We start from the raw sequence: 24,610 nt of genomic DNA on the forward strand, positions 1-24,610 counted from the left end.
AATGCGGTACCTCGGTACATCGCCGTAACGATGAAGGCAAATCGCCTTTCGGCACGCTTATCGCTACTCTTTGGCTCCAGTTCACTGCAACGTGCACTGGGCATCCGGCGGTTCTCAGCGGGCCTCGGTACCCTCTTGATATCGGTATCAACAGCAAAAAGTTTGTATTTTCCCTTGACTTGGAGAATGTCCCGGGATTACCTTCGGACGATTTCAGAGACGCCGTACAGGCGCGGGGTTTGTCGTTGTCGCTGTAGTAGTCGGCACACAATTGGCTGCATCTTGGATCACCGTTGGAGGTAAATATGAAGCGCCTTGAGCCCGCAGGGTGCGCGGTTCGCCACCCAGGGGGATTATGGAAGTTCGTCCTACTTACAGCGTTGCTGCTGATCATCGCAGCAACCTCGACAAACGTGTTCGCACAGGTTGCGTCAGGCACGCTGAGCGGAACGGTTCTCGATAACAGCGGAGCGGTTGTCGCGAACGCGACCATCGTCCTCACTAACGACGCTTCGCACGTCACCCGCGACACCACATCCAACTCGGTTGGATTTTTCAATTTCTCCGCCATTCCGCCGGGTACCTATAGTGCAAAGGTTACTGCCCAAGGTTTCGCCCCAATCCAGTACGACAATCTTGTGTTCAGCCAGGGCGAACACCGTAGCCTTCCCAACGTCAAACTTCGCCCGGCCGGGAAAGAAGAGACCGTTGAGGTCATCACGTCGGCCGACCAGGTGCCAGTCGAGACCGGTGAAGGCCGACTGACCCTGAACGAAACGATGGTCACCGAAATCGCCATCACCGGGCGTAACGGTGCCGAATTGATTCGCCTCATGCCAGGTATGGGCATGAACAACGGCCTTAGTAACAAACAGTGGAATAGCGAACTGACCTCAACGGGCAACGGCCCTCTAGGGCAGTTCTCCGCAAACGGAACCGCTCCCTACGGCGGCATGACCATGACCTCCGACGGCGCGAATATCGTCGATCCTGGTAACCAGGGCAGTCAGATCTCGAATATCAACCAGGACCAAACCCAGGAAGTTACGCTCCTGAACTCCGCCTACGGCGCTGAGTTTGCCAAAGGACCGGTCGTATTCCAGGCCTATAGCAAGAGCGGCGGCAAAAACTTCCATGGCAGCGGCTATCTCTATGCCCGTCATGATTCCATGAACGCGGAAGACTCCTACCTGAAGCAGTCAAAGCAGCCGAAGCCGAAGGAGTCGTATTACTATCCGGGAGGCACTCTCAGTGGCCCGGTGATCATTCCGGGAACGGACATTAACAAGAACCGTGACCGGCTCTTCTTCTTCGTTGGCTACGAGTACATGAAGCAGAGCCCCTCAGGCACCTTGCTTCAGACCGTGGTTCCCACCGAAGCGATGCGCAGAGGCGATTTCAGCGGCACCAACGTTCTGAACGGTGACTCTGGCAAACTGCCTTGCGACCGAACTGGATGGCCGACGGATAGCGGTTGGTGCTCGAACACACCGGCTGGTATGTCCGTCCAAAACGGCATGATTCCGCAAGCCCTCTGGGATCCGAACGGGGTTGCGCTGATGAGTCTGATGCCGCTTCCCAACCAGGATCCGGCAGCACACAATGGATACAACTACGCGTACCTGAACCAGCCGCCGTTGAACCGATGGGAACTGCGCACGAAGATCGACTTCGTGATCAACAATAACCATCGGCTGTCTGGCACCTGGACCAAGCAGAACGAAAAGGACATTAACAATATCGGTATCTGGTGGTGGCCGAGTTCGACCATCCCCTATCCGACGTCTTTGCCGGCACAAGTCGGGTCCAACAGCCTTAGCGTGAACCTGACCAGCACGTTCGGCCCAACGATGACAAACGAGTTTGTCTTCGCTTGGTCGAAGTTCGTAAACCCGCTTCGCCCATCGAACCCTGAAGCAATAGATCCTTCCAAGGTAGGGTTCACCGCCAAGGGAGCCTTCACTCCGAATATCGCACCCCAGATCCCCAACATCGTGAACTGGAGCTGCGGCAATGCTGGCAACAATTCCGGCTGTTTCCCGAACATTTACGGTCCGGGATTCTCCTCTGACTTCTACAACGGTGCTTTTGGTGCCGCCAAGCAGACTCCCTCGTTCGCAAACAACCTGACCAAGGTCATCGGTTCCCACACCATGAAGTTCGGTGGCTACTGGGATATGGCGACCAACCATCAGGCGAGCGGATATGGCTCCTGGGCGCAGGGCATGTATGACTTCGACTGGTGGCACAACAATTCAACTTACAACCCGATTGCCGATCTCCTGATCGGGCACCCTGCGAGCTACACGCAGGTTAGCAACGTTCCCACCTACAACACGCGCTTCCACCAGTACTCGTTGTATGCGCAGGACCAGTGGAAGGTGAATCGTCGCTTGAGCCTTACCTATGGCCTCCGGTTGGATCATGAGGGCCAGTGGTATGCCATTAACGATCACCCCGGATTTGCAGTCTGGGACGAGGCAAGCTACAGCAACAGTTCTACGGCTTCCCCGTTCTCCGGCATGAAATGGAACGCAATCGACAGCAGCATTCCAAAGTCTGGTTTCACGTCTCCGGTTTTCACGCCGGCTCCCCGCGTTGGTGCAGCCTTTGATGTATTCGGAAATGGCCAGACTGTACTTCGTGGTGGCTTCGGCATCTACTACTGGCAGTTCTCGTACAACGACATCTCCGTGGCTGCTGCCCAAGGCATGGGCATCAAGAACGTGAGCACGGGTGAGTTGTCCTCGCTGGCAGAAGCTGCAAATTATTCACCAGGGGCAGCATCGGCCTTCAATGGCAATCAGTACCTGTTAAAGCGTGGTGATGATGCTACACCTCACACCCAGAGCTGGAACGTAACGATTTCTCAGCAAATGCCACTGAAATCGTTGCTGGAAGTCACCTACTCTGGCAATCGTTCGAGGGACATGCTGCTCACTGGTAATGGCGACCAGAGAGTGTTCTTCTCGAATATCAACAAAGTCCCTCTGGGTGCGTTCTTCGGACCGAATCCTGTCACCGGCATTACTTACGTTGAGAGTGGCGATAGCTGCGGTGCCTGGTGTGGCGTGGCTACCGGCAACGTGCCCGACGGAAACGGCTCGGGACAACGCGGTGACTACCGGCCGTACCGCAACTATGGGCAAGCTCTGAACCTTGTGTCGCACGGCAGCTATTCCAATTACCATTCTTTGCAGCTGTCCTGGCGCAAGCAAGCCGGCCTTGCCAAGTTCACCACCAACTACACCTTCAGCAAAACGCTGGGCATCCGCGACGGCCAGACGAACAACGGTAACGGCAACGGCACTACCGTTTACTCTTTCGATCTGGATTCCAACTACGGTCCTCTGGCGTTCGATCACACCCACATCTTCAACCTTGCCTATGTGCTCGACACCCCGAAGGTAGCGACGTCGAATCCTGTTCTCAATGCGGTACTCAATGGATGGGAACTCTCTGGTGTTACGCAGTTCCAGAGTGGCGTGCCGCTACAGCCGAACACGGCCGGAACCTTTAACGTTTCGTTCTCCGGTGACCGCATCGGCAATACCTTCATTCTCGGCACCGATGCCACTCCGCTGTTGCCGGTCTTGACCTGCGACCCGCGGCAAGGGCTCAGCAATGGCCAGTACTTCAACCCGAGTTGCTTCACCGGTCCGCAGCAGGGCCAGGTGGGCAACTTCATTTGGCCGTACATCAAGGGTCCCGCATACTTCAACAACGACCTTTCGGTGTACAAGAACTTCAAGATCAGCGAAAGCAAGTCTCTGCAGTTCCGCGTCAATGCGTTCAACTTCTTGAACCGTGCATTGCCGCAGTTCAGCAGCGATGATCTGAAGTTGGTGCTGGTCGGAGACCGTACCGTGGATGGCAACATGAACGCGCCTATCACGTACACGCAGACGAATAGGAACTTCACCGGCAGGGCTACCCAGTCGGTGGGTCGTCGCATGATGGAACTTGGAATCAAGTTCGAGTTCTAGAACAGAGAGCGGGATACGGCTACACGGCCGGTCCCGCATCGCATGCAAGCCCCTGTAACGCATTAGGTCCGGCGTAACCGCCGGACCTATTTTTCTTCAGCCATTCACTCGAGAGGCAGCTTCATGGCACTCACCAATATCCGCAATCTTGCCATCATCACCTTGATTCTTGCTGTCTTGCCGGCAACGGCACAATTCAAATACACGTTCCAGGATCCCGCGCTCCCTGTCGAACAGCGCATCACCAACCTCCTCCAGACTATGACCTTGGACGAGAAAATCTCCTGCCTTGGCACCTCGCCCGATGTACCGCGACTGGGCATCCGCGGCGCGGGTCATGTCGAAGGACTTCATGGTCTCGCCATGGGAGGTCCTGGCGGATGGGGTCGTCCCTCCGTTGTACCTACGACGCAATTCCCGCAAGCCGTGGGCCTGGGTGAGACCTGGGATCCCGAGTTGATCCGGCAAGTCGCGGCCGCTGAAGGCTACGAGACCAGATTCATGTTTCAGAGCCCAAAGTACCATCGCGGCGGGCTTGTTGTGCGAGCGCCCAACGCCGACCTGGCGCGCGACATTCGCTGGGGGCGCACCGAAGAATCCTACGGCGAGGACGCATTCTTCAACGGAACCATGGTCGTTGCGTTTGCAAAGGGACTTCAGGGCGATCATCCCCGCTACTGGCAGGCTGCTTCCCTGATGAAGCATTTTCTTGCGAACAGTAACGAAGACACTCGCACTCACTCTTCTTCCGACTTCGACGAACGCCTCTTCCGCGAGTACTACTCCGTGCCATTCCGGCGCGGGATTCAAGAGGGCGGCTCGCGGGCGTTTATGGCGTCGTACAACGCCTACAATGGCACCCCCATGGAGGTGAACCCCATTCTGAAGCAGGTTACAGTCGCCGAATGGGGAAATGACGGCATTATCTGCACCGATGGCGGAGCGATGACTCTGCTGGTTACCGACCATAAGCGGTATCGTACTTTTGCCGAAGCTGCGGCGGAGTCGATCAAGGCCGGCATCAATCAGTTTCTCGACCGGTACAACGCGCCGGTTCGAGAGGCGGTATCAAAGGGACTGCTGACCGAGAAAGACATCGACGCCGCTCTGCGTGGTGTCTTCCGAGTCATGATCCGTCTCGGACAACTCGACCCACCCGACATGGTCCCATACTCGAAAATTAAAGACGGCCCCGATCCCTGGACCTCGGACGAGCACAAGCAACTCGCCCGGCTCGTCACCCAGAAATCCATCGTCTTGCTGAAGAACGAGGCGAGCGCTCTTCCGCTCCATCAAAAGGAAATCAAGTCCATCGCCGTGATCGGCCCCTACGCCGATCAGGTCCTACTCGACTGGTATTCGGGTACTCCGCCCTACACCGTCAGCCCACTCGAAGGCATACGCCGCCGCGCCGGCAACAGCGTCAAGGTGCAATTTGTTCGCACCAACGAGGAAGAAGCTGCGCGAGCTGCAAAGAATGCCGACGTCGCCATTGTGATCGTGGGGAATCATCCCGAGTGTGACGCGGGATGGGCGAAGTGCCCCGTGCCCAGCAACGGTAAGGAGGCGGTCGACCGCCGCTCGATTGACCTCGAGCAGGAGCAACTGGTCCGCACAGTTTTCGCCGCGAACAAGCGTACGGTAATGGTGCTCCTCTCCAGTTTCCCGTATGCCATTAACTGGAGCGAGGAACACATTCCCGCGATCGTGCACGTCACGCACAACAGCCAGGAACTCGGCAACGCGCTCGCCGATGTTCTCTTCGGCGACGTCAACCCCGGTGGGCATCTCGTGCACACCTGGCCCACCAGTCAACTGCAATTGCCACCTCTGATGGACTACGACATCCGCCATGGGCGCACCTACATGTACTTCGGTGGCAACCCGCTATATCCCTTCGGCTATGGTCTGAGCTACACCACCTTCGAATTTGGCCAATTGAAAACCAAATCGAGCGCGGTTTCCCCGGCTTCTTCTTTCATCGCCTCGGTTTCTTTGAAGAACACCGGGCCGATTAGTGGCGACGAGGTCGTGCAGATATACGCAACCTATCCCAGTTCGAAAGTGAGCCGCCCGTTCAAACAATTAGTCGGATTCAAGAGGGTAACGCTCAAGCCCGGAGAAGTACGTAACGTCGAAATATCTGTCCCGGCCTCGGTCCTCTCCTACTGGGACGTTGCGCAGCACGCATTCGTCACGGATGAAGGTCGTGTTCTGCTTCATGTCGGCAATTCGTCGGCGAATTGGAGCAGCAAGGCGGAAATTCGGGTTGAAGGCGGTAAAATCCCGAATTGATTCCGTCGGCTTCATCATTTTAATGCTCTTCAATTGCAGCCATGCGTTCTAACCATCATTCATTCGGAGCGATACTTTGCAGAACTTCAATCGTCGTGACTTCCTGAAAATCTCCGCCGTCGCAACGGCAAGCGCGTCGTTGCCTCACGCCGTTTCGGCCCTTGCGTCAGATTCTCCTTCCGGTAACGTGTCGGTCTGGACCACCGCTGGCTCGCAAAAACATGCGAAACTGCCTTCTCTCGAATGGAAGAAGCTGGACAAAAGAGCAACGAATCTGATCACTGTCGATCCGGCTGAGCAGTACCAACAAGTGCTTGGATTTGGCGCGGCTTTCACGGACGCTGCTTGTTACACCCTCAGCCGCCTTGAACCATCCGTCCGTCAAGAGTTGTTCCACAATCTGTTTCATCCATCCGCAATCGGACTATCGGCGAGTCGTGTCTGTATGGGTGCGAGTGACTACTCGCGTAACGTCTACAGTTATTCCGAAGGCAGCGAGCCTGATCCCGAAATGACACGTTTCTCCATCGCCCACGATCGCGAATACATTCTTCCGATCCTGCGCGAAGCACGAGCCGCCAACCCCGACATGTGGCTTCTTGCTTCCCCGTGGAGTCCACCCGGATGGATGAAGTTCAACAATTCCATGCTGGGCGGAAGCATGCGTCGTAAATGGCTTGGCGCTTATGCAAAGTACTTCGACAAGTTTCTGGCCGCGTACGTCGCCGAAGGCGTCAAGATCAACTCCGTGACTCCGCAGAACGAAGTGGATACCGATCAGGATGGCAAGATGCCCGCCTGTATCTGGGCGCAGGAGTATGAGATCGAGTTTGTCCGCGATCATCTCGGACCCGCACTCGCGAAATCGTCTGATTCCGCCGACATCTGGGTACTTGATCACAACTACAATCTCTGGGGCCGCGCTATCGGTGAGCTCGAGGACCCCGGTGCTAAGAAGTTCATCAAAGGCGTCGCCTGGCATGGATACGTCGGTACCCCCGACGCGATGACACACGTAAAGAAGCATTTCCCGGACGTGGACATGTTTTGGACTGAAGGCGGACCCGATTTCGATACGCCCGGATACGAGACTGAGTGGGCGAAGTGGTCAACCCAGTTCACCAGTATTCTGCGTAACTGGTCTCGCTCCATCATTGCCTGGAACTACGCGCTCGATGAAAAGGGCAAGCCGAATATCGGACCATTCAACTGCGCCGGTCTGGTCACCGTTCATTCCGCTACACGGGAACTTACCTACAGCGGGCAATATTGGGCGATGCAGCACTTTTCCCAGCACATTCAACGAGGAGCAAAAATCCTGAAGTCCACGGGTGGCGCCGAAGTGCAGCACGTGGTTGCCAGGAACACGCGTGGCGGATACGTCGCAGTTCTGACAAACTCCGCAAAGTCACCTGCTACCGCCAATATCGCCGTCGGGAACTCAATGGTATCGATCGAACTTCCGTCCGATTCCGTCACCACTCTCGAATGGTCATAGTCGCCGCGCCATCGAAATAAAGCCTGTGGTTGCCGTTGCAGCCACAGGCTTTCTGTACACTCGTGGTCAACCCCTCCGTGTTGGCGCACCCGCCCTTCAAACTAGGCCGCCAAGACCAGCTAAGCCCTTGAGAACAAAGAGAGATAAACTCCTGTTGCCCTAAGCGGCGGGCACCTCGGTCACGCGATTGTGACACTGCGTCACCCCCTCAGGTGCCACCTGTCACAGTGGGGTTTCCCCCAAAATGGGACATTTGAGATGAGCAATAATGATTTCTTATGGGATCATTAGCATCAAGGAGACAGTCATGCCTACGATGTTGGCCGAACAGCCAGGTTCGGACACGCAAGTAAAACAAAAGAAAGCTTCTAAACCTGCTAATTCTTTCGATATCGCGCAGGCCCAGTTTGACAAGGTAGCTGAGTACTTGGGCCTCGACGAGCCTACGAGAGAACTGTTGCGATTCCCCCTTCGTGAGTATCACTTCGCCATCCCCGTCCGTATGGACGACGGAACCGTTAAGGTCTTCCGTGGATTTCGGGTCCAACACAATGACGCCCGCGGACCCGCAAAGGGTGGCATCCGCTTCCATCCCCACGAAACAGTAGATACCGTTCGCGCCCTTTCCATGTGGATGACTTGGAAATGCGCGGTGGTAGACATTCCGCTCGGCGGTGCCAAGGGCGGTGTGATCTGCGATCCCCACAACCTCAGCATGCGCGAACAAGAAGCGATCTGCCGAGGCTGGGTTCGTCAGGTCGTCTGCAATGTTGGCCCCACCACGGACATCCCGGCGCCCGACGTGATGACCAATTCCCAACACATGCTGTGGATGCTCGATGAATTCGAGAAGATCAATGGTGGACGCTACCCGGGTTTCATTACTGGCAAACCCGTTGGTATGGGCGGATCACTTGGACGCACCGAAGCCACGGGCTATGGTGTCGTCTTTACTCTCCGGGAGGCGCTGAAGGAACTCGGCCTTAAGCCCGAGAACACGACAGCCAGTGTTCAGGGCTTCGGCAATGTCGCCCGATATGCAATTGAACTCTACATGAAGCTGGGCGGCCGGGTCATCGCTGTCTCCTGCTGGGATCAGGCGGATCAAACTTCTTACACGTACAAGAAGATGCCCGGCATCAATTTGCAGGAACTTCTGAGCATTACCGATAAGTTCGGTGGAATTAACAAAGAAAAAGCGCAGAGCCTCGGCTACGAAATGTTGCCGGGTGATGCCTGGATCCAGCAGGACGTCGATATCCTCATCCCGGCAGCACTTGAAAATCAGATCACTGGCGAGAACGTCGGCAGAATGAGCAAGCAGGTGAAGATCATCGCGGAAGGTGCGAATGGTCCCACCACACCAGAAGCCGACGCCGTTATTAAAGAGCGGGGTATCTGGGTGATTCCCGACTTCCTCGCTAACGCCGGTGGCGTTACCTGCAGTTATTTTGAGCAAGTCCAGAGCAACATGAACTATTTCTGGGAGAAGGATGAAGTGCTTGGAAAGCTCGACGTGAAGATGACGTCCGCTTACTACGCCGTGTCCGAACTTGCTCGCCGCCAGAAACTCTATATGCGCGACGCTGCTTACGCGATTGCCATCGGTAGAGTAGCGCAGGCCTGCCGCGAGCGTGGTTGGGTATAAACGATTCGTTAGGTGCCGTTAGATTCCGGTCGGAGGAGCCATGAGCAATCAAGGAGTGGCACATGCCGATTTACCGGTATTTGACCGGAACTTCTGGGACGGCACGTTTCGTTTCACTCGCATAGGAACAGGTTCCATCGGTGGAAAGGCCAGCAGCCTTGTATTCATCAAGGATCTGCTGGCCACCCAGATGGGAGAATTCGGCCGCCTCCCAAATATCAGAATCGATGTGCCCACCCTCGCCGTCATCGCGACGGATCATTTTGATGACTTCATAAGTCAGAACAAGTTGCTGGACCTTCCGTTCGAGGATATGTCCGACGATCGCATCGGCATGGCGTTCCAAAAAACGGAGCTCCCCGTCGAACTCCTCGGAGATCTGCGTGCACTCAGCCAGCAGGTAAAGACACCTTTAGCAATTCGCTCGTCGAGTCTTCTTGAGGACAAGATCGGTCGCCCATTTGCCGGCGTATACGCCACGAAGATGATTCCGAACAACCAGTTCGACGCCGATACGCGTTTCCGCAAGCTGGTTGAGGCAATGAAATGCGTCTACGCATCCACTTTCTTTCGTGAAGCGCGCGAGTACATTCGAACCACTGGTCGGAATCCACTCGACGAAAAGATGGCCGTTATCATCCAGGAAATCGTCGGACTCCGCCACGAGGATCGGTTTTATCCCGACGTCTCCGGAGTCGCCCGATCTTATAACTATTACCCAATGGGATCGGCTCTGCCCGAGCAAGGTGTCGTCAGTCTTGCTTTAGGACTCGGCAAAACCATCGTAGACGGCGGGATCACGTGGACCTACTCGCCCGAATACCCGAAGGTTGCTCCACCGTTCGGCTCTGTCGACGAGTTAATAGATGGCACCCAGACTCACTTCTGGGCTGTAAACATGGGTAAGCCACCCGCTTACGATCCTGTCAGCGAAACCGAGTACATGGTAAATGCCAATCTCGGCGATGCTGAGTCAGACGAAGTTCTCTCCCTTCTCGCCTCCACCTTCGATGTCGAACGTGATCGCATGATTCCCGGCACTCGTGCTCGAGGCCCCCGTGTTCTCAATTTCGCTCCGTTGCTGGTTCTCGAACAGATCCCGCTCAACTACGTGATCAAGGCACTGCTACGCGCCGCGGAGAGTGTTTTTGACCAAAAGGTAGAAATCGAGTTTGCGGTTACCATCCATTACGAGCGAGGGCAGTTTCAGTCCTTCCGGGTCGGACTCCTTCAGGTTCGCCCGATAGTGATCTCACGCGAATCCGTCACCGTTTCCGAAGAAGACCTGACGAAACCGGACGTGATAGTCGCCTCTGATAAGGTCCTCGGCAACGGATCAGTTCCCAACATTCACGACATTGTCTTCGTCCGGCCCGACTCCTTCTCTTCCGGGACAACTCCCATCCTTGCCGCCGAGATTGGCGCCATCAATAAACGTCTTCAGGAGCAGGGACGCTCGTACCTATTGATAGGTTTTGGGCGTTGGGGTAGTTCACACCCGTCTCTCGGTATACCGGTAGACTGGAGTCAGATCTCGGCAGCCAGGGTCATCATTGAATCCACTCTGCCAAATATGAACGTGGAATTGAGCCAGGGATCCCATTTCTTCCATAACCTTTCAAGCTTTGACGCCAAGTACCTCATGTTGCGCTACGATGGTCGGTTCCGGATCAACTGGGATTGGCTGAACCGCCAGCCCGTAGCAGATGAGACTGAGCATGTTCGCCATGTCCATCTCGCGGAACCGCTCGACATCCGGGTCGATGGCCGGAGCGGGCGAGGATTGATTCAATCCGGAAGACCGAGGAGCACCACGTAATGCCGCACGACGAGGGCCAACTCAGCAACATCGTGCACGCACTGCGCGAGCGTGCGAAGGAACTGAACTGTCTATATCAGGTGAACGATCTTCTCACCGCGAATGGTGAGCGGCCGCTTGAGGAGGTGTTGAGACAGGTCATAGAGATATTGCCCAATGGCTGGCAGTACAGCGAGATGTGCAAGGCTCGCGTTCTTATCGAGAACATATCCATCGAGCCACCCGGCTTTCGCGTAACCCCCTGGTCGCTATCGGCGACCATTCTGGTGGAAGGCGAGCCTGTCGGTGCCGTCGAGGTCTTCTACACCAGGCAGATGCCGCACGCCGATGAAGGTCCTTTCCTCAAAGAGGAGCGTAGGCTCATCGAGACCGTTGCTGAACGCATTGCCAGCACCCTCACCCAGGAACGCCTCAAGACCGCTCATCGCGATTGGCTGAAGACCACCGGCGAAATCCGCAACGAGAAATACGAGTGGCGCGTAGTCCTCGATTTCCTCCGTGAAACCGACGCTGCACTGCTGAAGCGTATTTCGCGCAAGCTGATCAATCATCTCAGCTGGCGCGGAGTTCATGAAGCTCGCGAGCTCCTTCAACGAGGCACCATCCCGGGGCTGCTGGAGTCTATCGCCGACGAGAATCGCCCTTTACGCCGCATGATGAAGAGTGCGCCTGATCTGACTGAAGACGCCTTCCGCATTGCGAGCGAGCACCTCAACGAATCGGAAATTCTGCAGTTGGTCACCACCTGGATCAAGGAAGACAAATCCAGTTTTCTCGTCCGCGCCCTGGAAAATCAGGACACTCCGCTCGGTGAGATCATCGAAGCCCTTGAGCGCTATCACCACACTAGCATCGAGGAAAGTGAGCTCTCGCTCGCTACACAAAAGGGTCTCCGCGTATCTTTGATCCGCCGCTTCTTCTCCGAGAATGTCGATTTCATTAACGTCGCCGAAGAGTTTATTGAGGTTAAAGACTTCTACGAACTGCTGGGGAGCATCATCTACCCCCCGCGGTGTCATGGCAAACTCGGCGGCAAGAGCGCGGGTCTTTTCCTTGCTAAGAAAATCGTCGACAAGTCTCCGCGCGTCAGCCAGAACCTTCGTCGGATCAAAGTACCTAAAACCTGGTATGTCACTTCCGACTGGATTCTCCACTTTGTCCATCACAACGACCTGGAAGACGTCCTCAGCCGCAAATATTCCGAGATCGACCAAATCCGGCAGGAGTACCCGCACCTCGTAGCTCTGTTTAAGAACTCGTCTTTTCCGTCCGAACTGGCGAAGGGCCTCGCCGTTGCGCTTGAGGACCTCGGCGACAAGCCGCTAATCGTCCGCAGCTCAAGTTTGCTCGAGGACCGCTCCGGTTCTGCGTTTTCCGGAAAATATAAAAGTCTCTTTCTGGGCAATCGTGGCACTAAAGAAGAACGGCTCTCCGCATTGATGGATGCGATCGCGGAAGTGTACGCCTCCATCTTTGGCCCCGATCCGACCGAATACCGTATCGAGCGCGGACTTCTCCACGTCCACGAAGAGATGGGCATCATGATCCAGGAGGTCGTGGGGCAGTCCATCGGCCGGTACTTCCTCCCGGCGTGCTCCGGAGTCGCCTTCAGCAACAACGAATTCCGGTGGTCATCTCGCATCCAGCGAGGCGATGGCCTCATTCGCTTGGTGCCCGGCTTGGGTACCCGCGCCGTCGACCGCGTCTCTGACGATTACCCCGTTCTCATCGCTCCTGGTCAGCCAAACCTCAGGGCGAATGTGACCGTCGACGAAATCGAGAAGTACTCGCCGAAGCGCATCGATGTCATCAACCTCGAATCCAACGCTTTCGAGACCGTCAGTGCCTTCGAACTGCTGGCTGAATGCGGATCCCAATATCCGCAAGTCAGGAACCTCGTCTCCGTTATTAAGGGTGACTGGATTCAGCAGCCCATTGGGATGCCGAACTTCGAAACCGACGACGTCGTCTTTACCTTCGAAGGCCTCATTCGGAATACGAGCTTTGTCGCGCTGCTTCGGGAACTGTTGACTCTGCTTCAGGCCAGGCTTAGGAAACCGGTCGATATCGAGTTTGCCTATGATGGCCAGGATTTCTATCTCGTCCAATGCAGGCCCGAAAGCGCCGGCGGCGATGCCACCCCATCTGCCATCCCGCAGAACATTCCAAGTGACAAGGTCGTCTTTTCCGCGAGCAAATTTGTCTCCAACGGCAGAGTTCCCGACACGACTCACATCGTCTACGTCGATCTGGATGGCTACAGCCAGCTGGAAATGTCGCAGATGCTCGAAGTCGGACGCGCCGTGAGTCGGCTCAACAAGTTACTTCCCAAGCGTCAGTTCATCATGATCGGCCCGGGAAGGTGGGGAAGTCGTGGCGATATTAAGCTCGGTGTGCCCGTTACGTATTCCGACATCAACAACACGAGCATGCTCATCGAAGTCGCCCGGCAGCGTGGCAACTACACCCCCGATCTTTCCTTCGGGACTCACTTCTTTCAGGACCTGGTCGAAGCCTCCATCCGCTATTTGCCGCTCTATCCAGATGAGGGGGACGCCGTCTTCAGGGAGAGCTTTCTTAAGCGTTCGCGCAATCTTCTCCCCGAGCTCTTGCCTGAATTCGCGAGTCTCTCGGACACGCTACACGTCATCGATGTTCCCGGAACCACCGGCGGATTGATTCTTCGTGTCCTGATGAATGCCGATCTCGATCAGGCCGTGGGATTTCTCGCTGAGCCATCTACCGGCAAGAACAAGCAGGAATTCGAGTTTGACACCAGCGGTGTCGTTGAGAAGGTCTCGGATGAGCACTGGCGCTGGCGCTTCCGTATGGCTCAGCGGATCGCTGCACAGCTCGATCCGGAGAAATTCGGCGTGAAGGCTTTCTACCTCATCGGCAGTACCAAAAATGCTACCGCCGGCCCCGCCAGCGACATCGATATCATGCTCCACTTCACCGGCAGTGACGCACAACGCGAGGAGTTATTGTTGTGGCTCGACGGATGGAGTTCCTGTCTCGCAGAGATGAATTTCTTGCGGACCGGCTATCACACCGATGGTCTCCTCGATATCCATCTCATCAGCGATAAGGACATCGACGACCGTAGCAGCTTTGCCGTGAAGATCGACGCTATCACCGATGCCGCACGGAAACTGCCGATGCGCATTTGAACTAAATCAGGAAGCGAACTGCTTCGGAGGGTGCCTCCAGATCGAACTGCACCACCGCAAGTTCTGGCCCATCGTGGGACGCATTGATACAGGTCGTGCGGCCGATGCGTGTCTTCCAGGTTCCGGTCAAACGCGTCGACTCATGCACATGCCCGTGCAGGGTCAGTAGAGGCTGTCTGTTCTCGATGAACCTGCGGATCGCGATGCTTCCTACGTGCGGATCTACAGGCGCATGTTCGAACCGCGTGCCCTCGAGATCTGCATGATCAAGGGGCGTATCGTAAGGCGGACAATGGAACAGAAACACAGCGCGCTCCAGTGACTCTTCACCGGCGAGGCCGTCAAGATCTTTGCCGATCGTGCCCCACTTGATTTCGTTCTCTTCCACCGCCACAGTGTGTATCCCTTCTTCCGGAGAAATGCATCCGGGATCGCAATACCGCGACACATCGTAGCGCTCCCAATCCTTCAGCCGGAACGGAGTCGGCGGCACGCACGCGTACCCGTAAACAGGGTTCGTTCCGAGAACAGCTCTTCGGTTATGCGCATGGCACCATAGCCCCTGCTGCTCATATTCGAACAGGCAAGTCTCAAACGACCTCGGATCGTCATTGCCAAGAATGATGAATACCTTCGGATACGCATTGCCCATGGATTGCCGCAATTTGCAGAAGCAATGAATCACCTCGCTCTGTTCCAGATCTCCATGCAGTGCGTGCGGCAGTAGATCCCCGCCCAGAAACACCGCTGCTGGCGACAAATCTTGGATCGCCGCAAGCAGCTTGTCGTAGCGGCTCGCTTGACCGTGCAGGTCAGTCGCAAATAAGCATTTGGTGTCGCTTGCCATGCCAAACCGGTTAAGGCTGAATTTTACGGCCCGCTCTTCCTCATGGATAGGAGCTTTATCACCCTCCCGTTGACCATGCCGTACCCACCTGGCGGCGTACAATCATCGGCTCAAGGGTTTGCGTTAGGATTGATAGTTTACGGAGGACATACTTGAAGGTACTCGTTACAGGCGGAGCAGGTTACATCGGCAGCGTGGTTACAGCTGAATTGCTGCAGGCAGGCTATGACGTCGTCGTCTACGACAACCTTTCTCACGGCCATCGCGAAGTCATACCCGCCAACGTTCCGTTTGTCGAAGGCGACGTTTCCGATGCAAATAAACTCGCCTCAGTCATCCGCGACCAATCCATCGAAGCCGTGATGCATTTTGCCGCCCTCATTGAGGCTGGCGAGTCCATGCAGGTCCCCGAAATTTACTTCCGCAACAACACCGCCAACACTCTTACGCTGCTTGAGACCATGCTGAAGGCCGGCGTCAATCGGTTCGTTTTTTCCTCCACCGCAGCCCTATACGGAGATCCCGAAAACATCCCGATTCGTGAAACCGATCCGCTCCGCCCCACCAACGCGTACGGTGAATCGAAGTTGCTCGTCGAGCAGATGCTCGCCTGGTTCCACCGCATCCATGGATTCCGTTACGCCAGCCTCCGCTACTTCAATGCCGCCGGTGCGGCAGGTTCACTCGGAGAGGCTCATCAGCCGGAGTCCCACCTCATCCCCCTCATACTCCAGGTGCCCCTCGGGAAACGCGAATTCATTTCCATATACGGCACCGACTACAAAACCAAAGACGGCACCTGCGTGCGCGACTATATTCACGTGTCCGACCTCGCTCATGCCCATGTGCTCGCTCTGAATGCACTCGGTGAGCGGGATCGCCTCATCTACAACCTCGGCAATGGCAAGGGCTTCACAGTGAAGGAAGTCATCGATGTTGCCCGGCGTGTCACCGGACACCCAATCCCCGCGAAAGAAACCCCGCGCCGCCCCGGCGACCCGGCTGTTCTCGTCGCCAGCTCTGATCTGATCAAGCGCGAACTTGGCTGGAAGCCGAAGTACGCCGACCTCGAAACCATCATCTCCACAGCATGGGAGTGGCACCGCCAGCACCCGAATGGCTACGCGCGATGACATTCTGTGGATGCAAAAAGAGCTGGGACTAACGTATCCGTTCCGCACCTCCTCGCGTGTAAAATCCTTTCCGTGAGGATGATGGCTCGTTTCAACTGGCCTTTGTGGGCGGGTTTTCTGGTAAGCCTGTTCGCGTTTATCAGCTACATGGCGGTGTTCGTCAACTTTCCGAGCACCCGCGATGTTCCTTGGCTGAACCTGCTTCTTTTCGTCGCCGCTCTTGCGTTAGCGGTAATCGGAATTCGTCGCGCGTTCGCTCCGGGCCGCAGCCGCCTTCGCAAAATCGGCGCCTCGGTGCTCGCCGGCCTTACCGTCGTCGTCTTCGCATTCTTCGTGTTCACCATCTTCGTGTCCGGCCGATGGCTGCCCAAGTCGCAAGGCGCTCCGCACGTCGGACAAAAAGCCCCCGACTTCCGGTTGACGACCCTCAACGACAATCAGGTGTCGCTCAAAGATTTGCTTTCACAGCCAATCAACGGCAAGGCTCCCAAAGGAGTTCTGCTCGTTTTTTACCGCGGATACTGGTGACCCTCTTGCCTCTCCGAGTTGCGGAGCATCGAAAAGCGTTTAGCAGCATTTCAGGAAGCGGGAATCCGTCCCGTCGCCATTAGCGTGGACTTACCCGAAACTACGCGCGGACTAGCTCAGAAGGCGGGGCTCAATTTCACACTCCTCAGTGACTCCAAAACCGAAGCCATTCGCGCCTATGACCTGGTTCATGCCGGCCAGGGAGAAGGTGGCCGCGATATCTCTCGGCCGGCGGAGTTCCTTGTGGACGCAACCGGAACAGTTCGTTGGGTGAACCTTACCGAGAACTACTGGGTGCGTGCGCGTCCCGAGCAGATTCTAGAAGCTGCAAAGGTTCTGGAGTAGGAAACTAGAGTGTTGCTTCAAGGCACTTATCATTAGCTTTAAAGCTTCTCTATCGCCTGCCCAATCCGCTCCAGCACCTTTTCTTTGCCCAGCACTTCCAGCGTCTCAAACAGCGGAGGCGCATTCTTTTTCCCGCACACTGCAACCCGAATCGGCTGGAACATCTGTCCTGCCTTCAGACCCAGTTCCTGAGCCGCACCCCGCAAGGCTTGGTCCAGCGGATCATGCCTAAACTCCACGTTCGGCAGAACCTCGCGCGCCCTCTCCAGCGCACGCTTCGCCATCGCCAAGTCGCCTTTCTGCGGAATCAATTCATTCACGTCGTACGCCGCAAGTTGATCGACAAAGAAGAAGTCCCCAACTGTCAGTACTTCCTTGAGCAGACGAATCCGTTCCCGCACCAGCGGCGTAATCCGCGCCATCTTTTCCGACGAAACATCGAACCCTGCTTCTCGCACCACCGGCAAAAGTTCGTCCTTCAAATTCTCCACTGGCAACGCCCGTATGTGCTCCGAGTTCAGCCAAACCGCCTTCGGATCAAACATCTCATCCGGCGTAGTCGCGGGTTCCTTGAAGTTGATCACCGCGTTGGCCCGATTGATGCCTTCCAGCGAGAACAGGTCCTTCAATTCGCCGATCGGCATGAACTCCTTATCGTTCTTCGGTGACCAGCCCAGCAGGCACAGAAAATTGATAAATGCTTCCGGTAGGAAACCCGCATCTCGATACGTCGTCACGCTCACCACCGGACCGTGTTTCCGCTTCGACAACTTCGTTCCGTCCGGCGCCACCAGCAGCGGCAGGTGCGCGAACGTCGGCACCTCCGCCCCAGCAGCTTCAAATATCAGCACATGCTTAAATGTATTCGACAGGTGGTCCTGCCCGCGGATGATATGGCTGATCTTCAAGTCCGCATCGTCCGCGCACGATGCCATATGGTAAGTAGGCATCCGGTCCGATCGCAGCAGCGCAAAATCCTCGATGTCATTCGTGGACTTCGAACTCTCTCCGTAAACGGCGTCCTTGAATGTGATAACCCGTTCCGTGTCGCGAGGCACCTTGAAGCGCAGTGCAAAGGGTTCACCCGCCGCCGCACGACGGTCGCTCTCCTCCCGCGACATGTTCCGCATCTCTGCGTTGAAAAGCCACGTGCCCTGCGCCGCCCCCGACTTCTCTGTGTCGCCTTCACGTGCTGGGGTGAAATCCCGATACGCCAGTCCCTTATGGAAGATCGCGTCCGCCATTTCGCGATGAAGGCCCAGGCGTTCGGACTGCTTATATTCCTCGTCCCAGCTAAGCCCCAGCCACTTCAGGCCCTCAAAGATCGAGTTCACGGAAGCTTCGGTATTGCGCTCGAGATCGGTGTCATCGAGCCGCAGGATCATCGTCCCACCGTTGCGGCGGGCATAAAGCCAATTGAAGATAAACGTACGCGCGCTGCCCACGTGCAGAAACCCCGTGGGACTAGGCGCAAATCTCACTCGTAGCATAAGGTTCGAGTATAGCAATCAGCAGGGAAGAGAGCTGTGACCGGCGAACTCTCTACTTGATGTGGGGACTCTGTCCGGGGTTCCGCCGTGTCTTCGTCGAGGTGCCTTTCTGCACATTCACGTCAAATGAAAACGGCACCGACGCCGGCGGATAGCAGGCGCGGTTATCGCAAGCCTGGTAACGCAGAGTGGCGTGCACTCGGTACGTGCCCTTCGGCGTGGACTTCGCAGCCATCACCGTGCTCTTCACCGCGAAATCTCCGGTGTACACGTTGAGCTTCTCGTCCGGCGCAAAGGAGAACGTGTAGTCTTCCCCCGGCGGATAGCTCGTTTTTGCCAACGAAATGTTCGTCGGCACGTCCCAATTGATAGATGTGGGGATCAGAAGTTCGGAATTCGGCTTGTTCGAGTTGATGTGAAATCCCGGCACTACCCGGAAAAGTACCTGCACTTGCGCTTTTGATCCCTGCTTCACCCGCACCATCGGCGTGGCCGCAACGGTCACCTTCGGCATCTTCGGCGTAGACGGAATTTGCGCAGGAAGGAAAGTGGACAGAGCAAGCACAGAGACTAGCGCCCGAACGAAGTTCATCGTGCGGCTACCTCGAGCTGCGGAGTCTGAACCGTGGCCGTCGGCTGCTGTGACCCTAAAGCTTCTTTAATCCCTTCTTCCACTTCACTGTGGCTTACCAGTCCCATCACCTTCTTCACGATCTTGCCTTCGCGATTGATGTAGAAAGTGATCGGCAACCCCTCAACTCCGCCATACAGATCGGCCACCGCCTCGGTCCCTACGAGGATCGGATAGGTAATCTTCATCTCCTGCGCGAACTTCGGGACATCTTTCTCTGGATTGTCGTCCATCGAGACGCCCACGATCACCAGGCCTTGCGACCCATATTGCTTCTCCAAGTCGAGAAACCAGGGGATCTCCAGCTTGCACGGACCGCACCAGGTGGCCCAGAAATTCAGCAACACCGCCTTGCCGCGCAAGTCGGACAATTTCATGTCCTTGCCGTCCAGGGTTTTGAGCGTGAAATCTGGAGCTATCTGCCCGGTAGCGTTTCCAGCGCTCAACTTGGGGCTCGCGCCTTCGCGCTTTTCACGCATGCGCTTGCCTGCCACCAACATTCCGAACACAACCAGCACTACAACAACAAGAACAAGAGTATTTCGATTCACGCGACTTCCTTTACATTGCGAAGCGATTCAGGAACGAGAAGTACGAAGACAAAATTGTCAGTTTACGCGTCAGGATTAAAAGCCCAATCGCGATCAGCAGCACGCCACTCAGCACTTCTACGGTATGCAGATGGCGCCGGAATTTTGTGTAGAACGCCAGGAACCGGTCGATCCCTAGCGAAGTCAGCAGGAATGGAACGGCGAGTCCAGCCGAGTACAGTGCCAGCAACAGAACCCCCTTGGCAACCGTACCCTCCGAAGCGGCGAACGTCAGGATCGTCGTCAGGATCGGTCCGATGCAAGGAGTCCAACCAAACGCAAACGCGAATCCCACCGCGAAGGCACCCCACGCGGAACTGTTCCCCTGTACGCTGTGCATGCGCTTGTCGGCATACAAGGCTTTGATCTTCATGATGCCCGTCAGGTGCAGGCCGAAAATGATGATCACGATGCCGGCGATGTACGTCAGTTCCCGCCGGTATTCAGCCGTCCACTGTCCAACCGTCGTCGCCGCCGCGCCCAGCGCGATGAAAACGATGCTGAAGCCCAGCACGAACATCAGCGAGTTCACCATCACTTTTCCAAGGACTCGCTGTTCTTTGTTTTCGAGAGCTGCTGCTCCGGTACCCGAGATTAAGGAAACGTAACCCGGTACCAGCGGCAGTACGCACGGTGAAAGGAATGAAACCACACCTGCTAGGAAGGCGGCGATAGGAAGAGGTGCTCCGGACATTGCATCCTTATTCTAACAATCGGGCTCTGGCAGGCGTCCTGCCTATCTGAAAAGATGCGGGATGGGCAAAATCGTTACAAAACCCGTCCCTGTGTACTGGCCCCAAATGCCCATCTGGCAAAGTCTTTTCGTCCCACCTATAGAATTTCCACACCTCACTTTTTCTTTTCGCGCGCGTCAGTTCATTTGTTCCCCATGGGCCCCACCCTACCTATTTCTCTGTGGAGGATTTCGAATGAAACGCTACATCTCGCTGCTCACTCTGCTCGTGCTCCTAGCCTCAATCTTCGCCTTCGCCGGTGGAGACCACGCCAAGAAGATGTCGGTGGACGAGAAAGTGAGCTGGATGGCCAAGGAACTTAAACTTACGTCTGACCAGCAAGCTAGCCTCAAGCCGATACTCGAAAATCAGCAGAAACAGATCGACGCCATCTGGTCCGATTCGTCCCTGACCGACGAAGCCAAAAAGACCAAGAAGATGGAAATTAAGAGTTCCACGAACTCTCAGATCAACGCTCTGCTCAACTCAGAACAGCAGGCGAAATTCGCCTCCATGCAGCAGGCAAATAAGAAAGAAACGATGGCGAAGCAATAGGGAGTATTTTGGCGGCGCCATCCGGCGCCCCTTTTCATCGATTCTCGCGGGTCGCTTTGATCAATCCTTCCATGTGGTCCAGGTAACGCTCCAGCGAGCGTTTCCCCAGCGGGCTCAACTGGTAAGTCGTTCGAGGCGTACGCCCGTCGAAAGACTTTTCGCATTTCACGTACGCTGCGTCTTCCAGTTTTCGTGCATGGACGCTTAGGTTCCCATCCGTAGTCTCCAGCAGGGCCTTAAGGTCATTGAACGTCAGGCTCTGGTTTACCGCCAACGCACTTAGAATCCCCAACCGCATCCGTTCATGAATCAGCGGATCGAAATCCGGTACCGTGGATGTCAGGCGCCTCGGTTCTTCTGAACGCCGGTTCCGAACCGCCGAATACTTTTCCGTCGAACCCGTTGCGCGCTTAACCGCCATAATTCCTCGCTATCGCGTATCCGAACGCAATGTGAATTCCCGCGAAGCCTGCCACCATCCACGCCAGTGCCCACGACATCGGCGTCAACCACGCGGCCACGCCCAGTGCCATAAAGCAGATTCCCATTACCGGCACGATGCGGATCGAGAACGCTCCACCCGTCATCACTGCAGTCCCATAAAGGAACAGCCACATCCCCGGGATGGCATTGATTGCGTTGTGGTAATAGAGAACCGGTGTCAGTACTGCTCCTGCGAAGAGCGGAGGAGCCAGGCCCAATGCGAAGCGCTGTCCCGGCGCAGCCAGCAGTACCACTCCGGTGCGAGTCGCTTTCAGGTACATCGACCACAACGTAATGGCCGCTCCGATTACCGCTTCACCTAGCCAAACCGCAATCCAGTGTTGCAGGTACACCTGGTGGCTCGCGATCAGAGCGGCGCCGATCGCTGTTACTCCCACCGCCACCAATCCCCATCCGGGTACCGCCGTGAATGGACCCGACACTTCCATGGTCCGCCTGATAAATCGCAGGTCTTCGATGGCGTGTTCGGGAGGCGAAAATTCGAGAGAGGGCTTGTTGGTTCGACACCGTCGGACGGAGGGCATATGAGCCGGAGCTTATTCCGGTTCCGATTGGTCGTCAAGTACTTTGCCGCCCAAAGTCGGGGCGCTCATGCTGACTCTACCGCCATCTCGAGCGAGTACCGTATCGCTGCTCGCGCCAGCAGACGCGTCGAATCCAGCGTAGGCAAAGGAGAATTTCCATCATTCATGATCAGCGGAATCTCTGTGCAACCCAGTACGACCGCATCGCAACCCTGCTGCTTCAGTCCGCCGATTACCTTTTGAAAATACGCAACCGCGTGGTCCGTGAAGATGCCGTGTACCAGTTCCTTGAAGATGATCTCGTTGATCCGAACGCGTTCTTCTTCCGACGGCCGCGCGAATTCCAGCCCGACAGCCGTCAGTTTCGATGGGTAGACTTCGCTTTCCACCAGGTATTTCGTGCCGGTCAGTCCGATCTTGCGGAAGCCACGCCTCTTAGCCTCCTGCGCGACCACTTCCGCGATGTGCAGCCACGGCAGCGGCGTTTGCGGTTCCATGTACTGCATTGCTTTGTGGACGGTGTTATCCGGGCAGATTGCGAACTCGGCGCCAGCCTTCTTCAGCTTGTGCGCCGAAGAGAGCATCAACTCACCAACGCCACGCCAGTCGTCGCGGTCGATGTACTTCATGTATTCAGCCAGAGAATATCCATGCACGCTGATCTGCGGATGATCGTGCTCGCCCATGAACTGTTCGCTCTCCAGGCAAATAGTCCGGTAGCAAAGGGCTGCTCCTTCCGAACTGACCGCGACAATTCCGATATGTTTCGGCATGAGCGGATTCTACTCGAAGAAACTACGGATATGTTTTAGCTGAGCCTGGGGATTTAGTCGCCGGTGGAAGACGATGTCTGGATGTGGACCAGTTCGCCATCGGGCTGCTGCATGGGAGGTGTCGCACGCTGTTTTCCACGCCAGCCATCGATGAATGACACCTGGTGAACGCAGGATACGGTGCAGTGCGGCGCGCAACTTTTTTCGGTCACGTACTCGCGGCGGATGTCGTCCACCGTGTAGTCCTTCAGCGGCTTCGCCGGATACCCGCGCTGCTGAGAGCAGTAGTGGACCAGCCCATCTTCGCAGATATAGAGGTATCTCGCGCCCGAGCGGCAGCGCCAGTCATTGGGACGTCCGGCAGCAATGTTGTCCTGAAATCCGTTGATCCGTGAGTAGTTGGTTTTTTCCATCGCCTTCATGGCGTGGTAAACACGTCGCTCTTCCTCACCCAGCGGCATCAACTGGCCGTCACCGTTGTGGATAATGCCGACCGTCGAAGTGAAGCCCAGCGAGAGCGCCCGCTGTCCAACCATGAGTGCGTCGTTCGGATTTTTGATTCCTCCGCCGACGACCGAGTTGATGTTCACGTGGAACTCGGCATGTTGCGAGAGCAACTGCAATTTTTTGTCGAGGACCTTCAGGCTCTTCTTCGAAACTTCGTCCGGAGTGACGTTGTCGATCGAGATCTGAAGATGTTCCAGTCCAGCCCGGTTCAGCCGCTGAATGCGTTCGACCGTCAGCAGGTAACCGTTGGTAATCAGTCCAGCCATCATGCCGTGCTTACGAGCCCGGCCAATGATGTCATCCAATTGGGGGTGCAGCAGCGGTTCGCCGCCGCTAATCGTCATGATGGTGGTGCCCAGGGAAGCGAGTTTGTCGACTCGCTGGAACATCGTCTCCAGCGGCACTGGATTGCTGGTCTTGTCGTATTCGTTGCAGTACGTGCACGCCAGATTGCACCGGCGCATGGGGACAATGTGGGCCAGCACGGGATGGTCCGTCGACACCAGGGCCTTCGCGATCAACTTCCATTCGCGTGCGTGCCGGTGAGCGGCTCTCAATTTGCGCTGTAAACGGAGTTTCAGTCCCATCCTCAACGGTGATTAGAGCACAACCTTGCGCTAAGTGATTCAAAACATTGCCGGATGGGTGTTTTCACGCCCTGAACGGTAGCCAGCGACATTCGAAAAGTGACGGCGAAGTTCCTGCGTTTGGGCAAAAATAAACCGGCGCCATTCTCCCCCGAGACATGCGCCGGTTTTATTAGGAGTCCCACCCTGTTGTTGAGGGCTCCTAAAACAGAGGGCCGATTACTGCGGGCCGAATCTTCTAAAACGAACCAATTTGGGACCCATTACAGATTGGGGGATGGCCAGCGCCAAATTACGCCTGCACTGACTGTCGATGGTTAACATGAAGGCTGTTGGCTTCCCGGTCAACCTGAAATACCGCATGAGTATTGCTCTTTTCGATACCGTGAACCTTCCGTGTCATCAGCAGTACTGACATTTTCGACACGGAGGGGCATTCCCGTTTT

At 56.0% G+C, this 24,610-nt stretch carries 18 protein-coding genes and 1 pseudogene; 10 read left to right on the forward strand and 9 right to left on the reverse strand.

Features of this window, described 5'->3' with window-relative positions:
• The first annotated feature begins 305 nt into the window (after window positions 1–305).
• The 6 genes from VN577_12995 to VN577_13020 all read left to right on the forward strand — a co-directional run bounded on the left by VN577_12995 (window position 306) and on the right by VN577_13020 (window position 14,416).
• On the forward strand, window positions 306–3,986 hold the full coding sequence (locus VN577_12995) for a carboxypeptidase regulatory-like domain-containing protein (protein ID HWR15738.1): 3,681 nt from the start codon (window positions 306–308) through the stop codon (window positions 3,984–3,986).
• A 123-nt stretch (window positions 3,987–4,109) separates the two neighbouring features.
• A complete protein-coding gene (locus VN577_13000; protein ID HWR15739.1) occupies window positions 4,110–6,281 on the forward strand; it encodes a glycoside hydrolase family 3 C-terminal domain-containing protein in 2,172 nt (723 codons plus the stop codon).
• Window positions 6,282–6,357: 76 nt separating this feature from the next.
• The gene (locus tag VN577_13005; protein HWR15740.1) at window positions 6,358–7,779 is read left to right on the forward strand and encodes a twin-arginine translocation signal domain-containing protein; all 1,422 of its coding nucleotides are present in this window, start codon (window positions 6,358–6,360) and stop codon (window positions 7,777–7,779) included.
• A 307-nt stretch (window positions 7,780–8,086) separates the two neighbouring features.
• The gene (locus tag VN577_13010; protein ID HWR15741.1) at window positions 8,087–9,427 is read left to right on the forward strand and encodes a Glu/Leu/Phe/Val dehydrogenase; all 1,341 of its coding nucleotides are present in this window, start codon (window positions 8,087–8,089) and stop codon (window positions 9,425–9,427) included.
• Between the two features lie 40 nt (window positions 9,428–9,467).
• Complete coding sequence (locus tag VN577_13015) at window positions 9,468–11,246, forward strand: PEP/pyruvate-binding domain-containing protein (GenBank protein HWR15742.1); 1,779 nt, start codon at window positions 9,468–9,470, stop codon at window positions 11,244–11,246.
• Window positions 11,246–14,416 (forward strand): PEP/pyruvate-binding domain-containing protein, encoded by a 3,171-nt coding sequence (locus VN577_13020; GenBank protein ID HWR15743.1) that lies wholly within the window; start codon window positions 11,246–11,248, stop codon window positions 14,414–14,416. The genes VN577_13015 and VN577_13020 overlap by 1 nt, the downstream gene beginning before the upstream one ends.
• 1 nt (window position 14,417) lies before the next feature.
• Here the strand turns inward: VN577_13020 and VN577_13025 are convergent, their stop codons facing one another.
• On the reverse strand, window positions 14,418–15,263 hold the full coding sequence (locus tag VN577_13025) for a metallophosphoesterase (GenBank protein HWR15744.1): 846 nt from the start codon (window positions 15,261–15,263) through the stop codon (window positions 14,418–14,420).
• A 152-nt stretch (window positions 15,264–15,415) separates the two neighbouring features.
• Here VN577_13025 and galE point away from each other — a divergent pair, with 152 nt between their 5' ends.
• The 3 genes and pseudogenes from galE (at window position 15,416) to VN577_13040 (ending at window position 17,269) form a co-directional block, all read left to right on the forward strand.
• On the forward strand, window positions 15,416–16,396 hold the full coding sequence (galE, locus tag VN577_13030; GenBank protein HWR15745.1) for a UDP-glucose 4-epimerase GalE: 981 nt from the start codon (window positions 15,416–15,418) through the stop codon (window positions 16,394–16,396).
• Between the two features lie 78 nt (window positions 16,397–16,474).
• A complete protein-coding gene (locus VN577_13035; GenBank protein ID HWR15746.1) occupies window positions 16,475–16,924 on the forward strand; it encodes a hypothetical protein in 450 nt (149 codons plus the stop codon).
• Window positions 16,925–16,936: 12 nt separating this feature from the next.
• Window positions 16,937–17,269 (forward strand): annotated as a pseudogene (locus tag VN577_13040) (redoxin domain-containing protein).
• 38 nt (window positions 17,270–17,307) lie between these two features.
• On the opposite strand, the gene gltX reads toward VN577_13040, so the two are convergent.
• From gltX to VN577_13060, 4 genes are read right to left on the reverse strand one after another with little or no spacing between them, the layout of a single operon-like run.
• A complete protein-coding gene (gene gltX / locus VN577_13045) occupies window positions 17,308–18,759 on the reverse strand; it encodes a glutamate--tRNA ligase (GenBank protein ID HWR15747.1) in 1,452 nt (483 codons plus the stop codon).
• Window positions 18,760–18,811: 52 nt separating this feature from the next.
• Window positions 18,812–19,351, reverse strand: a complete 540-nt coding sequence (locus VN577_13050; protein HWR15748.1) for a protein-disulfide reductase DsbD domain-containing protein — start codon at window positions 19,349–19,351, stop codon at window positions 18,812–18,814.
• The gene (locus VN577_13055) at window positions 19,348–19,941 is read right to left on the reverse strand and encodes a TlpA disulfide reductase family protein (protein ID HWR15749.1); all 594 of its coding nucleotides are present in this window, start codon (window positions 19,939–19,941) and stop codon (window positions 19,348–19,350) included. The genes VN577_13050 and VN577_13055 overlap by 4 nt, the downstream gene beginning before the upstream one ends.
• Before the next feature lie 10 nt (window positions 19,942–19,951).
• Window positions 19,952–20,674 carry a cytochrome c biogenesis protein CcdA gene (locus tag VN577_13060; GenBank protein ID HWR15750.1) on the reverse strand — a complete coding sequence of 241 codons (723 nt, stop codon included), beginning with the start codon at window positions 20,672–20,674 and terminating at the stop codon, window positions 19,952–19,954.
• Between the two features lie 235 nt (window positions 20,675–20,909).
• Between VN577_13060 and VN577_13065 the strand changes: the two genes are divergently transcribed.
• Complete coding sequence (locus VN577_13065) at window positions 20,910–21,269, forward strand: hypothetical protein (GenBank protein HWR15751.1); 360 nt, start codon at window positions 20,910–20,912, stop codon at window positions 21,267–21,269.
• Window positions 21,270–21,303: 34 nt separating this feature from the next.
• On the opposite strand, the gene VN577_13070 is transcribed toward VN577_13065, so the two are convergent.
• The 4 genes from VN577_13070 to VN577_13085 form a co-directional block, all read right to left on the reverse strand.
• On the reverse strand, window positions 21,304–21,690 hold the full coding sequence (locus tag VN577_13070; GenBank protein ID HWR15752.1) for a transcriptional regulator: 387 nt from the start codon (window positions 21,688–21,690) through the stop codon (window positions 21,304–21,306).
• Window positions 21,680–22,201, reverse strand: coding sequence for a hypothetical protein (locus VN577_13075; GenBank protein ID HWR15753.1), 522 nt, complete (start codon window positions 22,199–22,201; stop codon window positions 21,680–21,682). Before VN577_13075 ends, VN577_13070 begins: the two co-directional genes overlap by 11 nt.
• A 161-nt stretch (window positions 22,202–22,362) precedes the next feature.
• Window positions 22,363–23,070 (reverse strand): amino acid racemase, encoded by a 708-nt coding sequence (locus VN577_13080; protein ID HWR15754.1) that lies wholly within the window; start codon window positions 23,068–23,070, stop codon window positions 22,363–22,365.
• A 53-nt stretch (window positions 23,071–23,123) separates the two neighbouring features.
• Complete coding sequence (locus tag VN577_13085; protein HWR15755.1) at window positions 23,124–24,164, reverse strand: radical SAM protein; 1,041 nt, start codon at window positions 24,162–24,164, stop codon at window positions 23,124–23,126.
• Window positions 24,165–24,610 lie beyond the last annotated feature (446 nt).

Source organism: Terriglobales bacterium, from assembly GCA_035561515.1.
Lineage (GTDB): Bacteria > Acidobacteriota > Terriglobia > Terriglobales > Acidobacteriaceae > DATMXP01.

Bases quoted from the DNA above. Each gene is read 5' to 3' on its own strand.
- VN577_13010 (HWR15741.1), top strand. From the start codon at position 8,087: ATGCCTACGATGTTGGCCGAACAGCCAGGTTCGGACACGCAAGTAAAA.
- VN577_13075 (HWR15753.1), bottom strand. From the start codon at position 22,201: ATGGAAGTGTCGGGTCCATTCACGGCGGTACCCGGATGGGGATTGGTG.
- VN577_13050 (HWR15748.1), bottom strand. From the start codon at position 19,351: ATGAACTTCGTTCGGGCGCTAGTCTCTGTGCTTGCTCTGTCCACTTTC.
- VN577_13000 (HWR15739.1), top strand. From the start codon at position 4,110: ATGGCACTCACCAATATCCGCAATCTTGCCATCATCACCTTGATTCTT.
- VN577_13020 (HWR15743.1), top strand. From the start codon at position 11,246: ATGCCGCACGACGAGGGCCAACTCAGCAACATCGTGCACGCACTGCGC.
- gltX (HWR15747.1), bottom strand. From the start codon at position 18,759: ATGCTACGAGTGAGATTTGCGCCTAGTCCCACGGGGTTTCTGCACGTG.
- VN577_13035 (HWR15746.1), top strand. From the start codon at position 16,475: ATGATGGCTCGTTTCAACTGGCCTTTGTGGGCGGGTTTTCTGGTAAGC.
- VN577_13070 (HWR15752.1), bottom strand. From the start codon at position 21,690: ATGGCGGTTAAGCGCGCAACGGGTTCGACGGAAAAGTATTCGGCGGTT.
- VN577_13015 (HWR15742.1), top strand. From the start codon at position 9,468: ATGAGCAATCAAGGAGTGGCACATGCCGATTTACCGGTATTTGACCGG.
- VN577_12995 (HWR15738.1), top strand. From the start codon at position 306: ATGAAGCGCCTTGAGCCCGCAGGGTGCGCGGTTCGCCACCCAGGGGGA.
- VN577_13085 (HWR15755.1), bottom strand. From the start codon at position 24,164: ATGGGACTGAAACTCCGTTTACAGCGCAAATTGAGAGCCGCTCACCGG.
- VN577_13080 (HWR15754.1), bottom strand. From the start codon at position 23,070: ATGCCGAAACATATCGGAATTGTCGCGGTCAGTTCGGAAGGAGCAGCC.
- VN577_13065 (HWR15751.1), top strand. From the start codon at position 20,910: ATGAAACGCTACATCTCGCTGCTCACTCTGCTCGTGCTCCTAGCCTCA.
- VN577_13060 (HWR15750.1), bottom strand. From the start codon at position 20,674: ATGTCCGGAGCACCTCTTCCTATCGCCGCCTTCCTAGCAGGTGTGGTT.
- VN577_13025 (HWR15744.1), bottom strand. From the start codon at position 15,263: ATGGCAAGCGACACCAAATGCTTATTTGCGACTGACCTGCACGGTCAA.